Annotated in this window: 21 protein-coding genes and 1 tRNA gene; 7 read left to right on the top strand and 15 right to left on the bottom strand. The window is 61.9% G+C overall.

Going from position 1 to position 14,336, the window contains the following annotated elements; all coding sequences use genetic code 11:
- Window positions 1-11 precede the first annotated feature (11 nt).
- Complete coding sequence (locus AC3EMP_RS17635; RefSeq protein WP_352712385.1) at window positions 12-980, bottom strand: glycosyltransferase family 8 protein; 969 nt, start codon at window positions 978-980, stop codon at window positions 12-14.
- Between the two features lie 143 nt (window positions 981-1,123).
- On the opposite strand from AC3EMP_RS17635, the gene AC3EMP_RS17630 reads away from it, so the two are divergent.
- Window positions 1,124-1,200 (top strand) — tRNA-Pro (locus tag AC3EMP_RS17630).
- A 51-nt stretch (window positions 1,201-1,251) separates the two neighbouring features.
- On the opposite strand, the gene AC3EMP_RS17625 is transcribed toward AC3EMP_RS17630, so the two are convergent.
- Window positions 1,252-1,713 carry a YbaK/EbsC family protein gene (locus AC3EMP_RS17625; RefSeq protein WP_023815653.1) on the bottom strand — a complete coding sequence of 154 codons (462 nt, stop codon included), beginning with the start codon at window positions 1,711-1,713 and terminating at the stop codon, window positions 1,252-1,254.
- Between the two features lie 244 nt (window positions 1,714-1,957).
- On the opposite strand from AC3EMP_RS17625, the gene AC3EMP_RS17620 reads away from it, so the two are divergent.
- Entirely contained in the window at window positions 1,958-2,410 is a 453-nt protein-coding gene (locus AC3EMP_RS17620) for a cupin domain-containing protein (RefSeq protein ID WP_023815654.1), read from the top strand.
- 77 nt (window positions 2,411-2,487) lie between these two features.
- On the opposite strand, the gene AC3EMP_RS17615 is transcribed toward AC3EMP_RS17620, so the two are convergent.
- Window positions 2,488-2,769 (bottom strand): helix-turn-helix domain-containing protein, encoded by a 282-nt coding sequence (locus tag AC3EMP_RS17615; protein WP_023689492.1) that lies wholly within the window; start codon window positions 2,767-2,769, stop codon window positions 2,488-2,490.
- 296 nt (window positions 2,770-3,065) lie between these two features.
- Here AC3EMP_RS17615 and AC3EMP_RS17610 point away from each other — a divergent pair, with 296 nt between their 5' ends.
- Both AC3EMP_RS17610 and AC3EMP_RS17605 read left to right on the top strand, forming a co-directional pair.
- Window positions 3,066-3,680 (top strand): hypothetical protein, encoded by a 615-nt coding sequence (locus tag AC3EMP_RS17610; protein WP_023815655.1) that lies wholly within the window; start codon window positions 3,066-3,068, stop codon window positions 3,678-3,680.
- 161 nt (window positions 3,681-3,841) lie between these two features.
- Complete coding sequence (locus tag AC3EMP_RS17605; RefSeq protein ID WP_081731016.1) at window positions 3,842-4,045, top strand: hypothetical protein; 204 nt, start codon at window positions 3,842-3,844, stop codon at window positions 4,043-4,045.
- A gap of 235 nt (window positions 4,046-4,280) precedes the next feature.
- Here the strand turns inward: AC3EMP_RS17605 and AC3EMP_RS17600 are convergent, their stop codons facing one another.
- The gene (locus AC3EMP_RS17600; RefSeq protein ID WP_023697438.1) at window positions 4,281-4,484 is read right to left on the bottom strand and encodes a hypothetical protein; all 204 of its coding nucleotides are present in this window, start codon (window positions 4,482-4,484) and stop codon (window positions 4,281-4,283) included.
- Between the two features lie 412 nt (window positions 4,485-4,896).
- Between AC3EMP_RS17600 and AC3EMP_RS17595 the strand changes: the two genes are divergently transcribed.
- Entirely contained in the window at window positions 4,897-5,166 is a 270-nt protein-coding gene (locus AC3EMP_RS17595) for a hypothetical protein (protein WP_352712382.1), read from the top strand.
- Window positions 5,167-5,239: 73 nt separating this feature from the next.
- Here AC3EMP_RS17595 and AC3EMP_RS17590 read toward each other — a convergent pair whose 3' ends face one another.
- The 7 genes from AC3EMP_RS17590 to AC3EMP_RS17560 all read right to left on the bottom strand — a co-directional run bounded on the left by AC3EMP_RS17590 (window position 5,240) and on the right by AC3EMP_RS17560 (window position 10,038).
- Entirely contained in the window at window positions 5,240-5,542 is a 303-nt protein-coding gene (locus AC3EMP_RS17590) for a hypothetical protein (protein WP_023669375.1), read from the bottom strand.
- Window positions 5,543-5,627: 85 nt separating this feature from the next.
- Window positions 5,628-6,170 carry a MerR family transcriptional regulator gene (locus AC3EMP_RS17585; protein WP_023669374.1) on the bottom strand — a complete coding sequence of 181 codons (543 nt, stop codon included), beginning with the start codon at window positions 6,168-6,170 and terminating at the stop codon, window positions 5,628-5,630.
- A gap of 134 nt (window positions 6,171-6,304) precedes the next feature.
- The gene (locus AC3EMP_RS17580; protein WP_006201891.1) at window positions 6,305-6,628 is read right to left on the bottom strand and encodes an integration host factor subunit alpha; all 324 of its coding nucleotides are present in this window, start codon (window positions 6,626-6,628) and stop codon (window positions 6,305-6,307) included.
- A gap of 104 nt (window positions 6,629-6,732) precedes the next feature.
- A complete protein-coding gene (locus AC3EMP_RS17575; RefSeq protein ID WP_023823265.1) occupies window positions 6,733-7,704 on the bottom strand; it encodes a beta-ketoacyl-ACP synthase III in 972 nt (323 codons plus the stop codon).
- Between the two features lie 9 nt (window positions 7,705-7,713).
- Window positions 7,714-8,784, bottom strand: coding sequence for a phosphate acyltransferase PlsX (plsX, locus tag AC3EMP_RS17570; RefSeq protein ID WP_023700539.1), 1,071 nt, complete (start codon window positions 8,782-8,784; stop codon window positions 7,714-7,716).
- A gap of 147 nt (window positions 8,785-8,931) precedes the next feature.
- Window positions 8,932-9,480 carry a YceD family protein gene (locus AC3EMP_RS17565; protein ID WP_023727526.1) on the bottom strand — a complete coding sequence of 183 codons (549 nt, stop codon included), beginning with the start codon at window positions 9,478-9,480 and terminating at the stop codon, window positions 8,932-8,934.
- 15 nt (window positions 9,481-9,495) lie between these two features.
- Window positions 9,496-10,038: a ubiquinol-cytochrome C chaperone family protein gene (locus tag AC3EMP_RS17560; RefSeq protein ID WP_023669369.1), complete on the bottom strand. Its 543-nt coding sequence runs from the start codon at window positions 10,036-10,038 to the stop codon at window positions 9,496-9,498.
- 115 nt (window positions 10,039-10,153) lie between these two features.
- Here AC3EMP_RS17560 and AC3EMP_RS17555 point away from each other — a divergent pair, with 115 nt between their 5' ends.
- A complete protein-coding gene (locus tag AC3EMP_RS17555; RefSeq protein WP_023669368.1) occupies window positions 10,154-10,666 on the top strand; it encodes an outer membrane protein assembly factor BamE in 513 nt (170 codons plus the stop codon).
- 100 nt (window positions 10,667-10,766) lie between these two features.
- On the opposite strand, the gene AC3EMP_RS17550 is transcribed toward AC3EMP_RS17555, so the two are convergent.
- Window positions 10,767-11,807, bottom strand: a complete 1,041-nt coding sequence (locus tag AC3EMP_RS17550) for a helix-turn-helix domain-containing protein (protein WP_488494639.1) — start codon at window positions 11,805-11,807, stop codon at window positions 10,767-10,769.
- A 209-nt stretch (window positions 11,808-12,016) separates the two neighbouring features.
- Between AC3EMP_RS17550 and AC3EMP_RS17545 the strand changes: the two genes are divergently transcribed.
- On the top strand, window positions 12,017-12,931 hold the full coding sequence (locus AC3EMP_RS17545; protein ID WP_023727524.1) for a LysR substrate-binding domain-containing protein: 915 nt from the start codon (window positions 12,017-12,019) through the stop codon (window positions 12,929-12,931).
- A 58-nt stretch (window positions 12,932-12,989) separates the two neighbouring features.
- Here AC3EMP_RS17545 and AC3EMP_RS17540 read toward each other — a convergent pair whose 3' ends face one another.
- From AC3EMP_RS17540 to AC3EMP_RS17530, 3 genes are all read right to left on the bottom strand, one after another.
- Window positions 12,990-13,247 (bottom strand): hypothetical protein, encoded by a 258-nt coding sequence (locus AC3EMP_RS17540; RefSeq protein WP_352712379.1) that lies wholly within the window; start codon window positions 13,245-13,247, stop codon window positions 12,990-12,992.
- A complete protein-coding gene (locus tag AC3EMP_RS17535; protein ID WP_023697444.1) occupies window positions 13,234-13,545 on the bottom strand; it encodes a hypothetical protein in 312 nt (103 codons plus the stop codon). Before AC3EMP_RS17535 ends, AC3EMP_RS17540 begins: the two co-directional genes overlap by 14 nt.
- A 75-nt stretch (window positions 13,546-13,620) precedes the next feature.
- Complete coding sequence (locus AC3EMP_RS17530) at window positions 13,621-14,082, bottom strand: anthrone oxygenase family protein (RefSeq protein WP_023697445.1); 462 nt, start codon at window positions 14,080-14,082, stop codon at window positions 13,621-13,623.
- Between the last annotated feature and the right edge of the window lie 254 nt (window positions 14,083-14,336).

The raw sequence follows: 14,336 nt of genomic DNA, 5'->3' as shown, positions 1-14,336 counted from the left end.
TCGCGAATATCTCAAGCGAAACCGCCGAGTATTTCAGGAAACTGCACGGCCATCGCACCGGCAAGGGCATGCTCGGCATAAATCCTATGCACCTTGCTTCCATCATACCTTGCCCGCCGCCGATACCGATCCTTGGCAGGCAACATCCCCATGATGCCGTCGAATCTGCGAGCGAATCGCCTCATGACGCCTCGCTCGAAGGGAATGCGCTGCCGGAAGGGCTGGAGCCAAGGCGTATCCCTTGCCAGACCGCGCCAGACGGCAAGCGCCTCAAGTTCCACGTCGACCTGGCTCCCCCACGGCTTGCCGCCGGCGAAATGCCGGGCATAGGCTTGGGCGAACCGAAATTCGTTCGTATCGTTGGACATCAAATTCCAGTTCGGATGCATCGTCTGCCACTTGCCCTCGAAGACGATGTTCAGCGCGTTCTGATCGTTCATTTGCCCGGCAACGGCAACATCTCTGGCGCGGTGCAAAAGTCCCTGTTGACGCACCGGCGGCATGTTGAAGACGATGATGCCGGCGTTGAAATAAGGCGCCCCCGGCTGCATCGACAGTTTGTTCCGATAGCCCGGGCGGAAATACATGTAATCGTCGTGAGCGGCCAACAACGGAGCATGAAGTGTCTGGCCCACCAGGTCGGCGATATCTCGATTGAACAGAACATCACAATCGACATGGGCGATGCGGTCATAGTCCGCGAACTGAGGCAGTTGGTCGGCGAAAAGCCGAACAAAAGTGCCGACATTGCTTGGCCGGAAAGTATGGCCAGCCTCCGCAAACAGCCCCGAAACGTCCACTATGCGAAGACGGTTCGTCAGCAGGCGTTCAGCAACACGCATATCGGCATCGCGTGCGCCGACATGCAGAATGAATCCCGGTGTTGCCTCTCCCGAAACATCCAGAATTCTGCGCGCCGCCAAGCATGCATACGGAAAATAATTGGCGTCGGCCGCCAGAAAAAAACAGGAATTTGCCACGCGCAATCCTTCGTATCGATACTGCGCGAGCCATATCGCCTTGGCGTTGCGGCGACAAGGCCGAATGCTGGCGACTTTCAGGCCCGGCGCGCCGTTTTAGCGCTTGCACCATACCCCTTGAAAATATATGGCTTTGCGCGGTCCGGAGTGTAGCGCAGCCCGGTAGCGCACTTGACTGGGGGTCAAGGGGTCGTCGGTTCGAATCCGGCCACTCCGACCATTTTTAGACAGGACTTGCCCCCAAAGGTCCTGCTTCTCAAATCACCAACATTCATCCTTGGCAGACGTCGACCCATTCGGCGCCGACAATCTGTGCCATGCGCTGCGGGCTGAGCCTTACAGCGGCGTTGGTGGCGCCGGCCGCGGGCACGACTTCATCGAAGGCGCGCAGCGAGACGTCGCAATAGACCGGCAGCGGCGCCGGCAGGCCGAATGGGCAGACGCCGCCGACGGGATGGCTGGTAATCGCGACAACCTCGTCGGCGTCAAGCATGCGCGGCTTGCCGCCGAAGCGGTCCTTGAATTTGCGGTTGTCGAGTCTCGACATGCCGCCGGCCACGATCAGCATCGTCGCACCGCCGACGCGCAGGCAGATGGTCTTTGCGATCTGCGCCGGCTCCACGCCGTGCGCCTCAGCCGCCAGCGCCACCGTCGCCGAACTCGCTTCGGTGACGAGCACTTCGACATCGGGCGCATGGGCAGCCAGGAAGGCGCGCACGGATTCAAGGCTCATCTCGGCATTGTCCCATTCGAAAACGGTTAGCGTTCACACTGGATAGCTTCACGCTCGGTCGGCGGCAACCTCCCCGCCCCTCGACGGCTGCAGCGGTACCAGGCCGGGCGGGTCGCGCCGCATGTCAGCAACACAAGGCGCATCCCCCGTGCGGGAGATGTGTTCGGGCTGCTGCATTGGTAGGTCGCAATGGATCAGGGCCGGCGCTGATGCTGTGCTCCCACGACCAACCGGAGAGATCATCATGCTCAAGTTCGCCTCGGCTCTGGCGCTGCTGCTTATCGGGACGGCGCCGCTGCTTGCCGACGACATGCCGATAAACGCGGGCGCCATCAAATGGGGCCCTGCTCCTGCTGTCTTGCCCGCCGGCGCGGACATGGCTGTCATCGCCGGGGACCCCTCGAAGGATGGCATCTACGTGCTGCGGTTGAAGCTGCCGGCCGGCTACAGGATTGCCGCGCACAACCATCCCACCTCGGAATATGTGACGGTGATTTCCGGCAATTTTCATATCGGCATGGGCGACAAGCTCGACGAGACCAAGGGCATCGAACTGACCGCCAGCGGCTTCGGCGTAGCCCCACAGGGAATGAACCATTACGCCTGGACGACAAGCGCTACGATCGTCCAGGTTCATGGCGAGGGGCCGTTCGCGATCACCTACGTCAACCCGGCGGACGATCCGAGCAAGAAGTGACATTCGCCGTTGGGCGAATGCAACAAGCCCGCCAGGGCAAACCATGGCGGGCTTGTTGAACGACGCTTGGCCGTTGTTTATGAAACGGACCGGTTTTCCACAGGCGCCGTGGGCGCCGGGGCATCGATCAGGGCCGTTTCCGGCAATTGCAATGCTGCGGCGATCCGGCGAAGTTTCGTCGGATCGGTGTCCTTGCCGCTCTCTATGTCGGCAATCTCGCTGGTCGACAGACCGCAGGTCAGGGAAAGCTCTTCAATACTGTATCCCTTTGTCTCCCGGATGGCTTTGAGGCCGGGGTGCTCGAGCGCAACGTCGGCCGCCAGCCTGGAGAAGGGTTCGTGTTTTGCAGTTTGGGGCATTGGCAACTCCATGGGGCTAAAGAGTTTTGGATCAAATGATAGGGTGTTGCCTGAGAGCCGGGACAATGCCCGCTTGACGGCGATTTGCCAAGGCCCAAACCGACCGTCACAGCATCGTGAACCGGCGTCAAAACCGCAGGCGCCAGGGCACATATAGGATCTCCGCCCCGATCTCCCAATCAAGTTCTTTTGAAGGGCCGCACGCCGAAGTGTTCAGCGGTTTTGCGCCGCTCGCGCGTTAGCCTGATGTTGCTGGCAGCCGCATCGGGCCAGCTTTTCCCAAGAGGATCAGATCCATGACATTCAAGACATCAGCCATCGTGCTCGCCACGATTTCAGGCCTCGCTGGCGCGAGCATGGTCGCGGCGCAAGCCGCCGAGGCCGTGCGCATTCGCGGCACGGTGACCGCCTTTGCCGGAGCGACGCTGACGGTGAAGACCCGCGAAGGCGCTACCGACGCCATCGCCCTGGCTGAAGGGTGGAAGATTTCCGGCGTCGCCAAGGCGGATGCCGGGGATATCAAGCAAGGCGATTTCCTCGGCATTGCCTCTGTTTCGAAGGCCGATGGCGGCAGCGGCGCGCTTGAGGTGGTGATCTTCCCGGCCGCGCTGAAGGGCGCCGGCGAAGGCGACCGCCCGTGGGATCTCGAGCCCAACAGCCGGATGACCAACGGCACGGTCGCCGATGTCACCGAGATTGCAGGTCGCACGGTGACGCTGACCTACGACAATGGCCAGAAAAAGCAGATCGCGATCCCGCAGACGACGCCGGTGGTGACCTTCGCGCCGGCGACGCCCGCCGACCTCAAGCCTGGCGCTGTGGTGTTCATCAACGCCGAGCGCGGCAGTGACGGCAAGCTGACCGCGGGCCGGGTCGTTGTCGGCACCAACGGCGTCATTCCGCCGATGTAAGTTGCCGACGAAGCCGCCAGACACAATCCAGAAACAAAATTCTACAGTCCGGAAAAACTGTCGAAAAGTTCGGAGGCGATAGTCATGACTGCGGGGTTCACCGGCACCGATCTTGCTCGGTGACGGCCAAATTCAGCCCGCGCAGAAAAGGAAACGAAGTCATGAAGAAGTCCCTCCTGTCGGCTCTCGGGCTGGCTTTTGCCCTGGCTGTCTCTCTGCCGCTCATCGGCGCCAGCAGCGCCGACGCAGCACCGCTGCACAAGAAGCATCACCACCATCATCATCATCACAACAAGCATCACCGCCATCACCATCACCACCACCACCACCACCACCACAAGAAGGTGGAGGCCAAGAAGGCCTGACACGGCCGACTTGCCCAACGGGGAAGGCTGGCCCTGGAGTCCTCGCCAAGGCCGCCTTCCCGTTGGTTTTTGCCAGGCGACATGTGGAAAAGCTGAAGGCAGGATTCGATGGCGCCGATGCGCCAGAACGCGAGCAACCACAGCGCACCCCAACGAACGTATCAGGCGCAAGGCCGACAACACAGCGGTTGCCAGTTGCAGGACACCACGGGTCTCTCAATGCTGTCGGAACCCGCTAGGACGGCGCCGCGAACGCGAGCACTATTGCGATCAAAATCAAAAGCGGTCCCATCCATTTGAAATGCTTCGCGACCTGCAGCCACCATGGCTGCTGACCTTGCTGGGCCTGAAAAGGACTTTGGAGCAGCCCAAAACCAACGCCTGTCATCCACAACCCAGCGCAGAACATGATGAACTCGTCGATGTAATTTGCGACCACGCCCGTCTCCTCCGCCGGTACCTTTGGACTGGCGTTATAGTCGCAGCCGGGAGTGGCAGAAAGCGCGGTGCCAAGTGGCGGCAATGACTGCTGCCGCCACCTGACAAGAGCCGGGGGCGGACTAGGTCTTGGCCGGCCATTTGGGCACGCCACCGTGTGACCTTCGCATGGGATGCCGCGCTGCTACGTCAGCGCCCTTCACGCGAAATGCATGATCGATGCCGGCCCCGCCAGGCGCCGTCCGTTGGCGAAGGTTAAAAATCGACGTCGCGAAAAAACGCGAAGAAAATTCGAACCACGCATGAACCTTTGCTTTGGAGGCCGCACTAACCGGCATGGACGCCGAGAAGGCGATCCCAACACAGAAGGACGCCATGGTGGCGATCCTCGATCCAGAGAAGGAAATGCTCAAATGACCAACTCCAAGCGCATCACGCTCGCCGCGGCCCTCATCGTCTCGGCCTTCGGTTCGGCTTCCGTTCCGACCTCGGCTTTCGCCAACGGCACGCATCCCACGGGCGACGGCGGCGCGGTTTGCAAGGGCTCCGGTCATTGCCTGGTGCTCTCGATCGAGTGCAAAGGCACCTATACCGACGCCACGGACAAGAATGGCACTGTCTATGGCAAGTGCAGCCAGACCGCGCAGGTTTCGCCGCAGGCCAAGATCAAGCTCGCCAAGTAATCGGCCGGAGATCAGGGAAATGGCGGTCGTCCGCGGGACGGCCGCCATTTTCTTTTTGTTTTCGTGAATTGTTTTAGCGCCGGCTGAGCAACAAGCTGGCGAGAAGGCCGACCACGACCAACCCAACAGCAGCGGCTGTTGCCGGACGATCGCGCGCCGTCTTTTCGATCGCCCTGCCCTGCTTCCTGATCGCCGGCAGCGCATCGCTGACAAGGTCGGCAAGCTGCCCATAATAGTCCGAAGCGGCATCGCGCCCGTCCTCGTAGTAAGCACCGCCGCGTTTGGCCACGACTTTGCGCAACGCGGCGAGCTCTTTGGAAAGGGTCGCGACCTGCTTTTCGAGATCGAGATCGGAGAGGGTCGAAAGCGATACCATGATTGTTTTTCCTTCTTTTGAGAGAAGGCCAAACGCATGGCCGCAGAACCGGTTCCGGTCTGCTTGCCCGAGGGCAGCTGAAAGGTTAGCGCACCTGGTCGAGCAGGCGCTTGCACTCCAGGAGGTCAAACAGCGCCTCCTGCAGCAAGGCCCGGTTGTCGCGCGACAGTTTCGATGCGCCGGGCTGGACCGGACCTTCCTCCTCGGTCTTGCCCAGGCCGAAAAAGCGGCGGCTGGGTTTTACCTTGGGCTGACCGACCAGCATCTCGTCATCCATGCCGCGCGGCTGGGCGGCTGGCGTCAGCGGCACCTGATCGGCCTGCCTGCGCTGCGAGATCGCTTCGACGGCAGCCATGTCGCCATTGCCGATGGCGACCAGGAAATGGTTGCCGTTCTCGCGCAGCAGTTTCTGCACGCCCTTGATCGTGTAACCCTGGTCGTAGAGCATGTGGCGGATGCCCTTGATCAGTTCGACATCCTGCGGCCGGTAGTAGCGGCGGCCGCCGCCGCGCTTCATCGGCTTGATCTGGTTGAAACGGGTTTCCCAGAAGCGCAGCACGTGCTGCGGCAGATCGAGATCCTCCGCGACCTCGCTGATGGTGCGGAAAGCGTCGGGGCTCTTGTCCATGGGCGAAATCCTCACGCTGGACGGCGATCCGGCCCAGTCTACCGAATCGGGTATCATTTCAGCGGTTTATGAAACAATATTCAAGCCCGGCGTCAAAACGGCCCGGCGTTTTCAACCGAAGCCTGCGGCAGAACCTATTTGCCGCCCTTGGCCTTGCTGTTCTGGTGCGAGCGCAGGATACGGCTTTTCAGCACGTTCGACGACTTGAAGGTCATCACCCGGCGCGGCAGGATCGGCACTTCCTCGCCGGTCTTGGGATTGCGGCCGATGCGTTCGTTCTTGGAACGGACGTGGAAGGTGGCGAAGGACGACAGCTTCACCGTCTCGCCGCGTACGATGGCTTCACAGATTTCGTCCAGCACCGCTTCGACGAGTTCTGCCGATTCAGTGCGTGACAAGCCGACCTTACGGTAAACAGCTTCGGCAAGGTCGGCGCGCGTAAGTGTCTTTCCCCCCATGCGACCGTCCCATCAGTTCAAAAAACATAAATCGATACAGGTAAAGGCAGAGCCTAAGTAATTGATCCGGCAAGGTCAAGGACCGAAACCGGACCGTTCGGCACTTACCAGCGAACGAGAACCGCGCCCCAGGTGAAGCCGCCGCCCATCGCTTCCAGGAGCACGAGATCACCCTTCTTGATGCGACCGTCGGCGACGGCCACCGAAAGCGCTAGCGGCACGGAAGCAGCGGAGGTGTTACCGTGCAAATCGACGGTGACCACCACCTTTTGCTCAGCAATCCCGAGCTTCTTGGCCGAAGCGTCAATAATGCGTTTATTGGCCTGATGCGGCACGAACCAGTCGAGGTCGTCGGCGGTTATGCCGGCCTGCGAAAACGTCGCCTCGATGACGTCGGTGATCATGCCGACGGCGTGCTTGAACACCTCGCGGCCTTCCATCCTGAGATGGCCGACGGTGCCGGTGGTCGAGGGACCGCCATCGACGAAAAGCTTGTCCTTGTGGGCGCCGTCGGAGCGCAGGCTCATCGCCAGCACGCCACGGTCGGCAATGCCGCCAGTGCCCTCATCCGCTTCCAGCACCAGCGCGCCGGCGCCGTCGCCGAACAAGACGCAGGTCGAGCGGTCGCTCCAGTCGAGGATGCGGGAAAAGGTCTCCGCGCCGATCACCAGCACGCGCTTGGCGAGGCCGCCTCTGATGTAGAGGTCGGCGGTGGTCACCGCATAGACGAAGCCCGAGCACACCGCCTGCAGGTCGAAGGCAAAGCCGTGATGCATGCCGAGCCGGTTCTGGATCTCGACGGCGGTCGCCGGAAAGGTGTTGTTGGGCGTCGAGGTCGCCAGCACGATCAGGTCGATGTCGGCAGGCGCAAGACCAGCATTGTCGAGCGCTGCGCGCGCCGCCGCCTCGCCCAGGGATGCCGTCGTCTCGTCATCGGCGGCGATATGGCGCTGGCGGATGCCGGTGCGCTGGGCGATCCACTCGTCCGAGGTCTCGACCATGCCTTCGAAATCGGCATTCTTCATGATGCGGCGGGGCAGCGCAGCACCGGTGCCGCGCACGACTGATCTGATCAAAGCTCTTTCCTATTCCTTTTCGTCGACGGTGGCGTCGGATTTCCTGCTTGCCTGGGCATGCGGGTTGCGCGCATGGAACAGGTCGAGATCGGCCTCGATGCGGTCGATCAGATTGTTGCGCACCATATCGTAGCCAAGCTCGATCGCTGCCGCGAAACCGTCCGAATCGGCGCCGCCATGGCTCTTTACCACGATGCCGTTCAGACCCAGGAAAACGCCGCCATTGGAGCGGCCCGGATCGAGCTTTTCGCGCAGGCGGTCAAAAGCGCCCTTGGCGAAGACATAGCCGATCCTGGCCATCAGCGTGCGGTTCATCGCGGCGCGCAGATAGCCTGAGATCTGGCGCACAGTGCCTTCTGCCGTCTTGAGCGCGATGTTGCCGGCAAATCCTTCGGTGACGACCACGTCGACCGTGCCCTTGCCGATGTCGTCACCCTCGACGAAGCCATGATAATTCATCGAGGCCATGTTGGCCTCGCGCAGCATGCGCCCGGCTTCCTTGACCTCTTCCTGTCCCTTGATCTCCTCGACGCCGACATTGAGCAGGCCGACTTTCGGCCGGTCGATGCCGAACACCGAGCGCGCCATGCCGGTGCCGAGAATGGCAAAGTCGATCAGCTGGTGCGCATCGGCGCCGATGGTGGCGCCGACATCCAGCACCACGCTCTCGCCGCGCATCGTGGGCCAGATCGCCGCGATCGCCGGACGGTCGATGGTCGCCATCGTGCGCAGGCAGAATTTCGACATCGCCATCAGCGCGCCGGTATTGCCGGCCGAAATGCAGGCCTGCGCGCTGCCACTCTTGACTGCTTCGACAGCCTTCCACATCGACGACTTCCAGCGGCCGTGGCGCAGCGCCTGGCTCGGCTTGTCGTCCATCCTGACCGCGACTTCGCAATGGTGGAACTCGCTGACCTCGGCCAGTTTGGGGAATTTGGCGAGTTCGGGGCGCACCAATTCCTCGCGCCCATATATGACGAAGCGGATGTCGGGACGCCTGACGGCGACCGTCATGAGTGCCGGGATGACCACGTTTGGCCCGTGATCGCCACCCATGGCATCGATGGAAATCCTGATCACGCGGTCTTTATCTCACTAGCTTGGGCCAGGGCACATGGCCCGCGAAAGAAATACTAAACTCGCGAAATTCGGGGGCTCGCGAAGGTTCGGCGAAAATAGCGGTTTTGGGCTGCCGCACAACCGGCTTTTCTCCGATCGCTTCGTGTTTTAGGATTTTCCAAGCAAGGATCGCAGCTTTTGCTGGAATTCATTCTCGATGGGCTCGTTCGGGCCGGCGGCATCGAGCGAGGCGCCTGCCTTGCGCGGATAGGGATCGATCGCCAGCCCGAAGAACTGTTCGGCGAGCGCGCCGACGTCGATCGTGTCGCCGGAGAAAGTTTCCGGGCTGTCCGGCCCTTCGGCGTCGAGCAGGATTTCGCCACCGCCTTCGAAACCTTGCCGTCCGAGTTTGGATTGTTCGGGCAGGAACAGCGCCTCGACCTCTTCGTCGATATGGGCCGCGACCGGCTCAAGGGTGACGATGCAGGCCTGGGTGATATCAGCCTCGACGCGGCCGCTGACCTTGACGCCATTGCGCTTCCACGGCGCCACCAAAAGCTCAGCACGGTAGTTTTCGACCGAAAGCAGCTCGTGCTCGCGCGCAAGCATTGCGCGCTGCGCGGCGTCGGCGTCGATCACCACCTGCAAACCTTTGTGCGGCAGGCGGCCGACATTGGCCGCAAATGAGACCGGGCTAGGCGTGTCCACATGTTTCATCTTGGTCTCCCCTCCTCACTCCGCTTTCGCGACGGGAAACGCCACGGCACCGGAAACGATCGATTCGGACGGCTGTGCTTCAAGCTGCCTTGCGGCATCGATTACATAGGACGCCAGCGGCAAGGCTTGCGGCCAGGCGCCGGCATCGGGTCTGACATTGCGCGCCAGGGCGGCAGCAAGCGCGTCGCGGTCGCTGCGTTCCAGCGCGTCGTCATAGGCGGCGGTACGGCCGTAGAACATTTTGGCCAGCCTCTTCATGCGCTTGGGCACGCCGACATCGCCAACGCCCAGTTCCCGCAGCGAATGCTCGACATCGAGAAAGAACTCGTCGATCAGCACCTGCGCGACCTCATGCGCGACGCCCTCTTCGCCGCGCAGCCGGTGCTGAAACAGGAACATATGCAGCGACAGCATCTCGAAACGGCCGAGCGGCGTATCCGGCACATTCCAGTGGGAATAAAACACGGTCTGCCGCGCCGCCGCCACGATTTGTGCGTAAAGCGCCTCGGTGATAGCGCGGTTGGCGTTGCGTTCGCGGCCAAAAAGGCGCTGGAACATTGAGGGTGGTCTCCTGGGGACCGATTGTTTGAATGGGCCTTGTTGCATCGGCAAGCAAGCTGGTTTACCGGTTTTGCCGCCCAGCGCAAGTTGCGGCCAGCTAATGGAGTTGTTGTTGCGCGCGCTGAAATTCAAGTCGACTTTTCTGCCTGGGGCCACCGCCGCGGTTTCGCTGGTGCTGGTGGCTTCCGCGCTGTCGGGCTGCAATTCGTCCAAGATGTTCGGCGACCTTAACCCTAGCGAGACGCTGACGCAGGGCTATGTTATCGACCAGCAGGCTGTCGATTCGGTGCCGGTGGGCTCCAGCCGCGAACAGGTGCTTCTGGCGCTCGGCACGCCATCGACGAAAGCCACCTTCGACAATGAGGCGTTCTATTACATTTCGCAAACGCGCAAGCGCTATGTCGCTTTCGACAAGCCGCGCCTGGTCGACCAGAAAGTGCTCGCGGTCTATTTTGGCGAGGACGGGCGCGTCACCCAGATTGCCAATTACGGTCTGAAGGACGGCAAGATCTTCGACTTCATCTCGCGCACCACGCCGACCGGCGGCAAGGACCAGAACTTCCTCAGCCAGATCATCAAAGGCGCCAGCAAGCTGGCGCCCCCCATTCCTGGCGGCGGCGCCTAAGAAGCGACCGCCTTCCTTAGATTTTTGCTTCCCCCGAAGCGACACCATCTCAGGCGACCAAAAGCCCGCGGGAGCGATCCTGCGGGCTTTTGTTTTGAGGTCATGCGGCCGCAACACCCGTCGCGCTTTGCCGCGCGTGGCCTGTTCGGCCGCCGGGCTCCAGCGAGGCGCGGTGCACAGCCGCACTCTGCCGCGCTTCCGAAGGCGTCATGCCGAAATGCCGGCGGAAGGCGTGGTTGAAGGTCGAGAGATCGCCGAAGCCGGCGTCGAAGGCGATGGCGCCGATGGTGCGGTGTGCCAGGCGCAGGTCGGATAGCTTGCTGCAAACCAGCGCCAGCCGCCGGCCAAGCACGAACTGCGACAGCGAGGTACCCTCACCCTCGAACAGCTTTCTGATATAGCGCGCGCTGACGCGGTGGCGCCCGGCCAGCGCGTCGGACCCGACATCGCCGGAAGCCAGATTGCTTTCGATATCGGCTTTGATGGCGCGCAGCCGCGCGGCGCGTATGCCGCGGCCTGCGGCGACCTCAGTGGCGTCCTGCGTTGCCCCGACCACGACCGCGACAAGGTCCTGTATGTGCTTGGCGGCAAGCCAGCGCAATTCGGACGCGGCCAGGTTCGGCTCCTGCATCAGCAGACGGACATAGCTGGTCAGCAGCAAGAACTTTTCGCCCACGCATGACATCGGCGTCATCAGGGCGGCATCCGCATTCGCAGCCACGGGCCCGAGCGCTGCCTTGGGGATGGTGATGAAGAGATGATGCGACATCGCCCGCTCGATCACATGCGGATCAGAGGAGGACAGAAGGATTGCCTGGCCGGCCTCGATGCTGGCCTCGCGGCCGAGATGCGAGAAGGTGGCAGCGCCCTCCAGACACATGAAGAAAATGTAGTCATCGGTCCCCTTGGCCATGGCGCTGGAACGGATGGTGCGGAAGGCGGTGGTCCTCGAATTGGCAATGCCGACGCCCGGCAGCCGCAGGATGGTCGCGTCGACGGAGAGCTTTTCCTCCGTGACGTTAAAATCCATGTCGGTCACCATCCGGCGCAACAGGTCGCAATAGACGTTTCTCCATTCGGCTCGGGGCCACATGGCGGTCGAAAAGCGCGCATGCGCAAACTCGGGGGGTCGAATAGTCATGGGGTACTCCCAAGCGATTGTCTTCATTTCACTGTCGTTCGTAGTCGAGGCTCGTTCCATGAACGGCCTCTCATTCCGACGGCGGCAATCGGGGGGCAGTGGATGGCTACAATGATTTGCGCACTTGGACAAAAGACTATTTACGAAGCTATGGATGAGCTTAGTTCATTCATGCTAAGGAACCCATGGGCAGGATAGGGTAACGGCAAATGACAAGACGGCTTCCACAACTGGAATCCATTCGGGCTTTCGAGGTCATTGCCCGGCTGGGCAGCTTCAAGCGCGCCGGCGATGAGCTGAATGTTACGCCAAGCGCGCTCAGCCACCGCATCGCCGATCTCGAAGCCGATCTCGGCGTGCTTCTGTTCACCCGCCATGTCCGCCGCGTCGAACTCACGCTTGAAGGCGAAAGATTGTCCGCAGGCGTGCGACGCGCATTGCTGGAAATCCAGAGCACGATCGCGAGTGTCGCGCGCAACGAGCGCACGAGGCTGAGGGTCACCGCCATTCCTTCGCATGCCGTACGCTGGCTGGCCCCGCGCCTGCACAGGTTTCGCAAAAAGCATCCCGAAACAGAGATCGACATCAATGCGGATCTTGCAGTCGTCGACCTTTCGCAGCGAACAGTCGACATCGCATTGCGCTTCGGCGGCGGACACTATCCGGCCGTCAAGACCGAATGGCTGATGGCAGATGCGATCTTTCCTGTCGTCAGTCCCGACTATCTCGCCGCCAACGGCCCGGTCAGAGACCAGCACGATGTGCTGCGACTGTTTCGCATCCTCGACACGACGGCCGAAAATGACGAGAGCGGCGCCAATTGGCGCCACTGGTTCGAGAGAAACAATCTGCCGCTGGATACGGTTGGCGACGGCATGAATCTGAACGGCACCTTGCTGGCGGTCGAAGCGGCGGCGAGCGGTCTGGGCGTCGCCATCGCGAGGAAGTCGCTGGTCGAGAGCGATTTGCGCACAGGCAGGCTCGTCCGCCTCCTGACAACGGACATACCGACGAACTGGAACCACTACGTCGTCGTCCACCCGTCCATCTCCGCCTGGGAGCCTGCCAGATCATTCATCAACTGGCTGAAGGCGGAAGCCGGCGACAGCGCCGGCGCCGGTTGACCTCGGCGGCCGTTTGGGAACTCTCCTCGGGAGGTCAGCAGAAGGCGCCCCCCGGTGCTCACGGACTCATTGCACCGGCCGGTTGGTCATCCTTGCGGCCCGACTGGTTCGCGGCCTTGGCGGCAAGCGCTGCCGCCATCTGGCTCTCCAGCTCGCGCAGCTTGGCGTCGAGTGTCGCCATGCCGCCCCAGGCGAATGTCGCGCGGTATAGCGGTGCGATCTCGGGCGTCAGGAATTCGACCAGGGTTTCGTCCTCGACCCAGACCTTGAGCACCTTGAACAGGCGGGCATCGATCAGCCCGCTATGCCAGCCCATGCGGGCGGCAATGCCCTGGATGGTTTCGGTCGAATTGGGCGTGCTGAGCAGCACATGCGAGCCGGAGCAGGCGCATGTTCGGGTCGAAGCCGATGCCGAGCGGCGCTTGCTGGTCCAGAACCGTGCCGCACGGCAGGATTTCGATCAGCGAGCCGAAATCGTCGCCGAGGCAGACAAACCATGCGCCCTGCGGGAATGGCGGCGACGGCGCACGAACCGCAGTGGCGACCAGCATTTCGGGAAGGACGCTGGCGACGGCCTGCGGATCGCGGGCGTTGAATGAAGCGTGGTGCAGCATGGCAATACTCCTGTTTTCAACGGCGGCGGCCGGCAGAAGTGCCGACCCATGCCGCGGCGTTCCGCGAAAACTGAATCACCGGCTGAGCGTCAGGATGACCGCGGCAAACAGGCAGGCGTATTCGGCCAGTCCAAGCACAAGGCGCAGATTGTGGTTGGCCGCCCAGCTGTCGCGCGTCTGAGCCCAATCATCGGGGATGGTCACCGGCGTCCAGCTCTGCACCTGTTTGTTGAGCGGCACCTGACGGCTGACGGTGAAGCCAATGTCGATCACCACCAGCGCCGCGGCGACGATGGTCAGGATGCGCGGCAGGCCGGCATCGACCGCAAACATCGCCATCGCCGCGATCAGCACCAGCGTCGTCAGCCTGACTAACGGCATCACCCGGGTAAACGTCCGGTCGCGCATCTGATGCATGGCCATGTACTGGCCGGCGGTAAGATCATCGATGCGAAAATCGTGGATTACGCCCGAGACGTAGATGCCGGCAATAATTCCAGCCAGCGCAAGCGAAGCCGTCATCAAAAAAATGTCCATTTCTTTTCCCTGCCGAAATGTCGTTTCCCTGGCCAAAATCGCCGCAAGGGCGGCGGACACCGCGTCGATCGCAATGTCCTGGCCAATGGCCGGGGTATTAAAGCAGGCGGACGGTCCGGGCTTGGGCAGAACGGAACGACGTTTTGGGCAATGCGGCCCTCCGATGCGTCGGAAACATCAAGTGCCGTGAGGTCGAAACCCATCAGCAAACCTTGACGCGTACTTGCCAGCGACCGGTCAAATTCGTATCAGAC

This window comes from Mesorhizobium sp. P160219 (genome assembly GCF_057786095.1).
The sequence above is the reverse complement of the archived record's forward strand: the minus strand, read 5'-3'. Positions and strand labels throughout refer to the sequence as shown.

What these genes read in the sequence shown, in the direction of transcription:
- AC3EMP_RS17625 (WP_023815653.1), bottom strand. Translation starts at nt 1,713, where the DNA reads ATGAGCCTTGAATCCGTGCGCGCCTTCCTGGCTGCCCATGCGCCCGAT.
- AC3EMP_RS17620 (WP_023815654.1), top strand. Translation starts at nt 1,958, where the DNA reads ATGCTCAAGTTCGCCTCGGCTCTGGCGCTGCTGCTTATCGGGACGGCG.
- AC3EMP_RS17615 (WP_023689492.1), bottom strand. Translation starts at nt 2,769, where the DNA reads ATGCCCCAAACTGCAAAACACGAACCCTTCTCCAGGCTGGCGGCCGAC.
- AC3EMP_RS17610 (WP_023815655.1), top strand. Translation starts at nt 3,066, where the DNA reads ATGACATTCAAGACATCAGCCATCGTGCTCGCCACGATTTCAGGCCTC.
- AC3EMP_RS17605 (WP_081731016.1), top strand. Translation starts at nt 3,842, where the DNA reads ATGAAGAAGTCCCTCCTGTCGGCTCTCGGGCTGGCTTTTGCCCTGGCT.
- AC3EMP_RS17595 (WP_352712382.1), top strand. Translation starts at nt 4,897, where the DNA reads ATGACCAACTCCAAGCGCATCACGCTCGCCGCGGCCCTCATCGTCTCG.
- AC3EMP_RS17590 (WP_023669375.1), bottom strand. Translation starts at nt 5,542, where the DNA reads ATGGTATCGCTTTCGACCCTCTCCGATCTCGATCTCGAAAAGCAGGTC.
- AC3EMP_RS17585 (WP_023669374.1), bottom strand. Translation starts at nt 6,170, where the DNA reads ATGGACAAGAGCCCCGACGCTTTCCGCACCATCAGCGAGGTCGCGGAG.
- AC3EMP_RS17580 (WP_006201891.1), bottom strand. Translation starts at nt 6,628, where the DNA reads ATGGGGGGAAAGACACTTACGCGCGCCGACCTTGCCGAAGCTGTTTAC.
- AC3EMP_RS17565 (WP_023727526.1), bottom strand. Translation starts at nt 9,480, where the DNA reads ATGAAACATGTGGACACGCCTAGCCCGGTCTCATTTGCGGCCAATGTC.
- AC3EMP_RS17560 (WP_023669369.1), bottom strand. Translation starts at nt 10,038, where the DNA reads ATGTTCCAGCGCCTTTTTGGCCGCGAACGCAACGCCAACCGCGCTATC.
- AC3EMP_RS17550 (WP_488494639.1), bottom strand. Translation starts at nt 11,807, where the DNA reads ATGACTATTCGACCCCCCGAGTTTGCGCATGCGCGCTTTTCGACCGCC.
- AC3EMP_RS17545 (WP_023727524.1), top strand. Translation starts at nt 12,017, where the DNA reads ATGACAAGACGGCTTCCACAACTGGAATCCATTCGGGCTTTCGAGGTC.
- AC3EMP_RS17540 (WP_352712379.1), bottom strand. Translation starts at nt 13,247, where the DNA reads ATGGGCTGGCATAGCGGGCTGATCGATGCCCGCCTGTTCAAGGTGCTC.
- AC3EMP_RS17535 (WP_023697444.1), bottom strand. Translation starts at nt 13,545, where the DNA reads ATGCTGCACCACGCTTCATTCAACGCCCGCGATCCGCAGGCCGTCGCC.
- AC3EMP_RS17530 (WP_023697445.1), bottom strand. Translation starts at nt 14,082, where the DNA reads ATGGACATTTTTTTGATGACGGCTTCGCTTGCGCTGGCTGGAATTATT.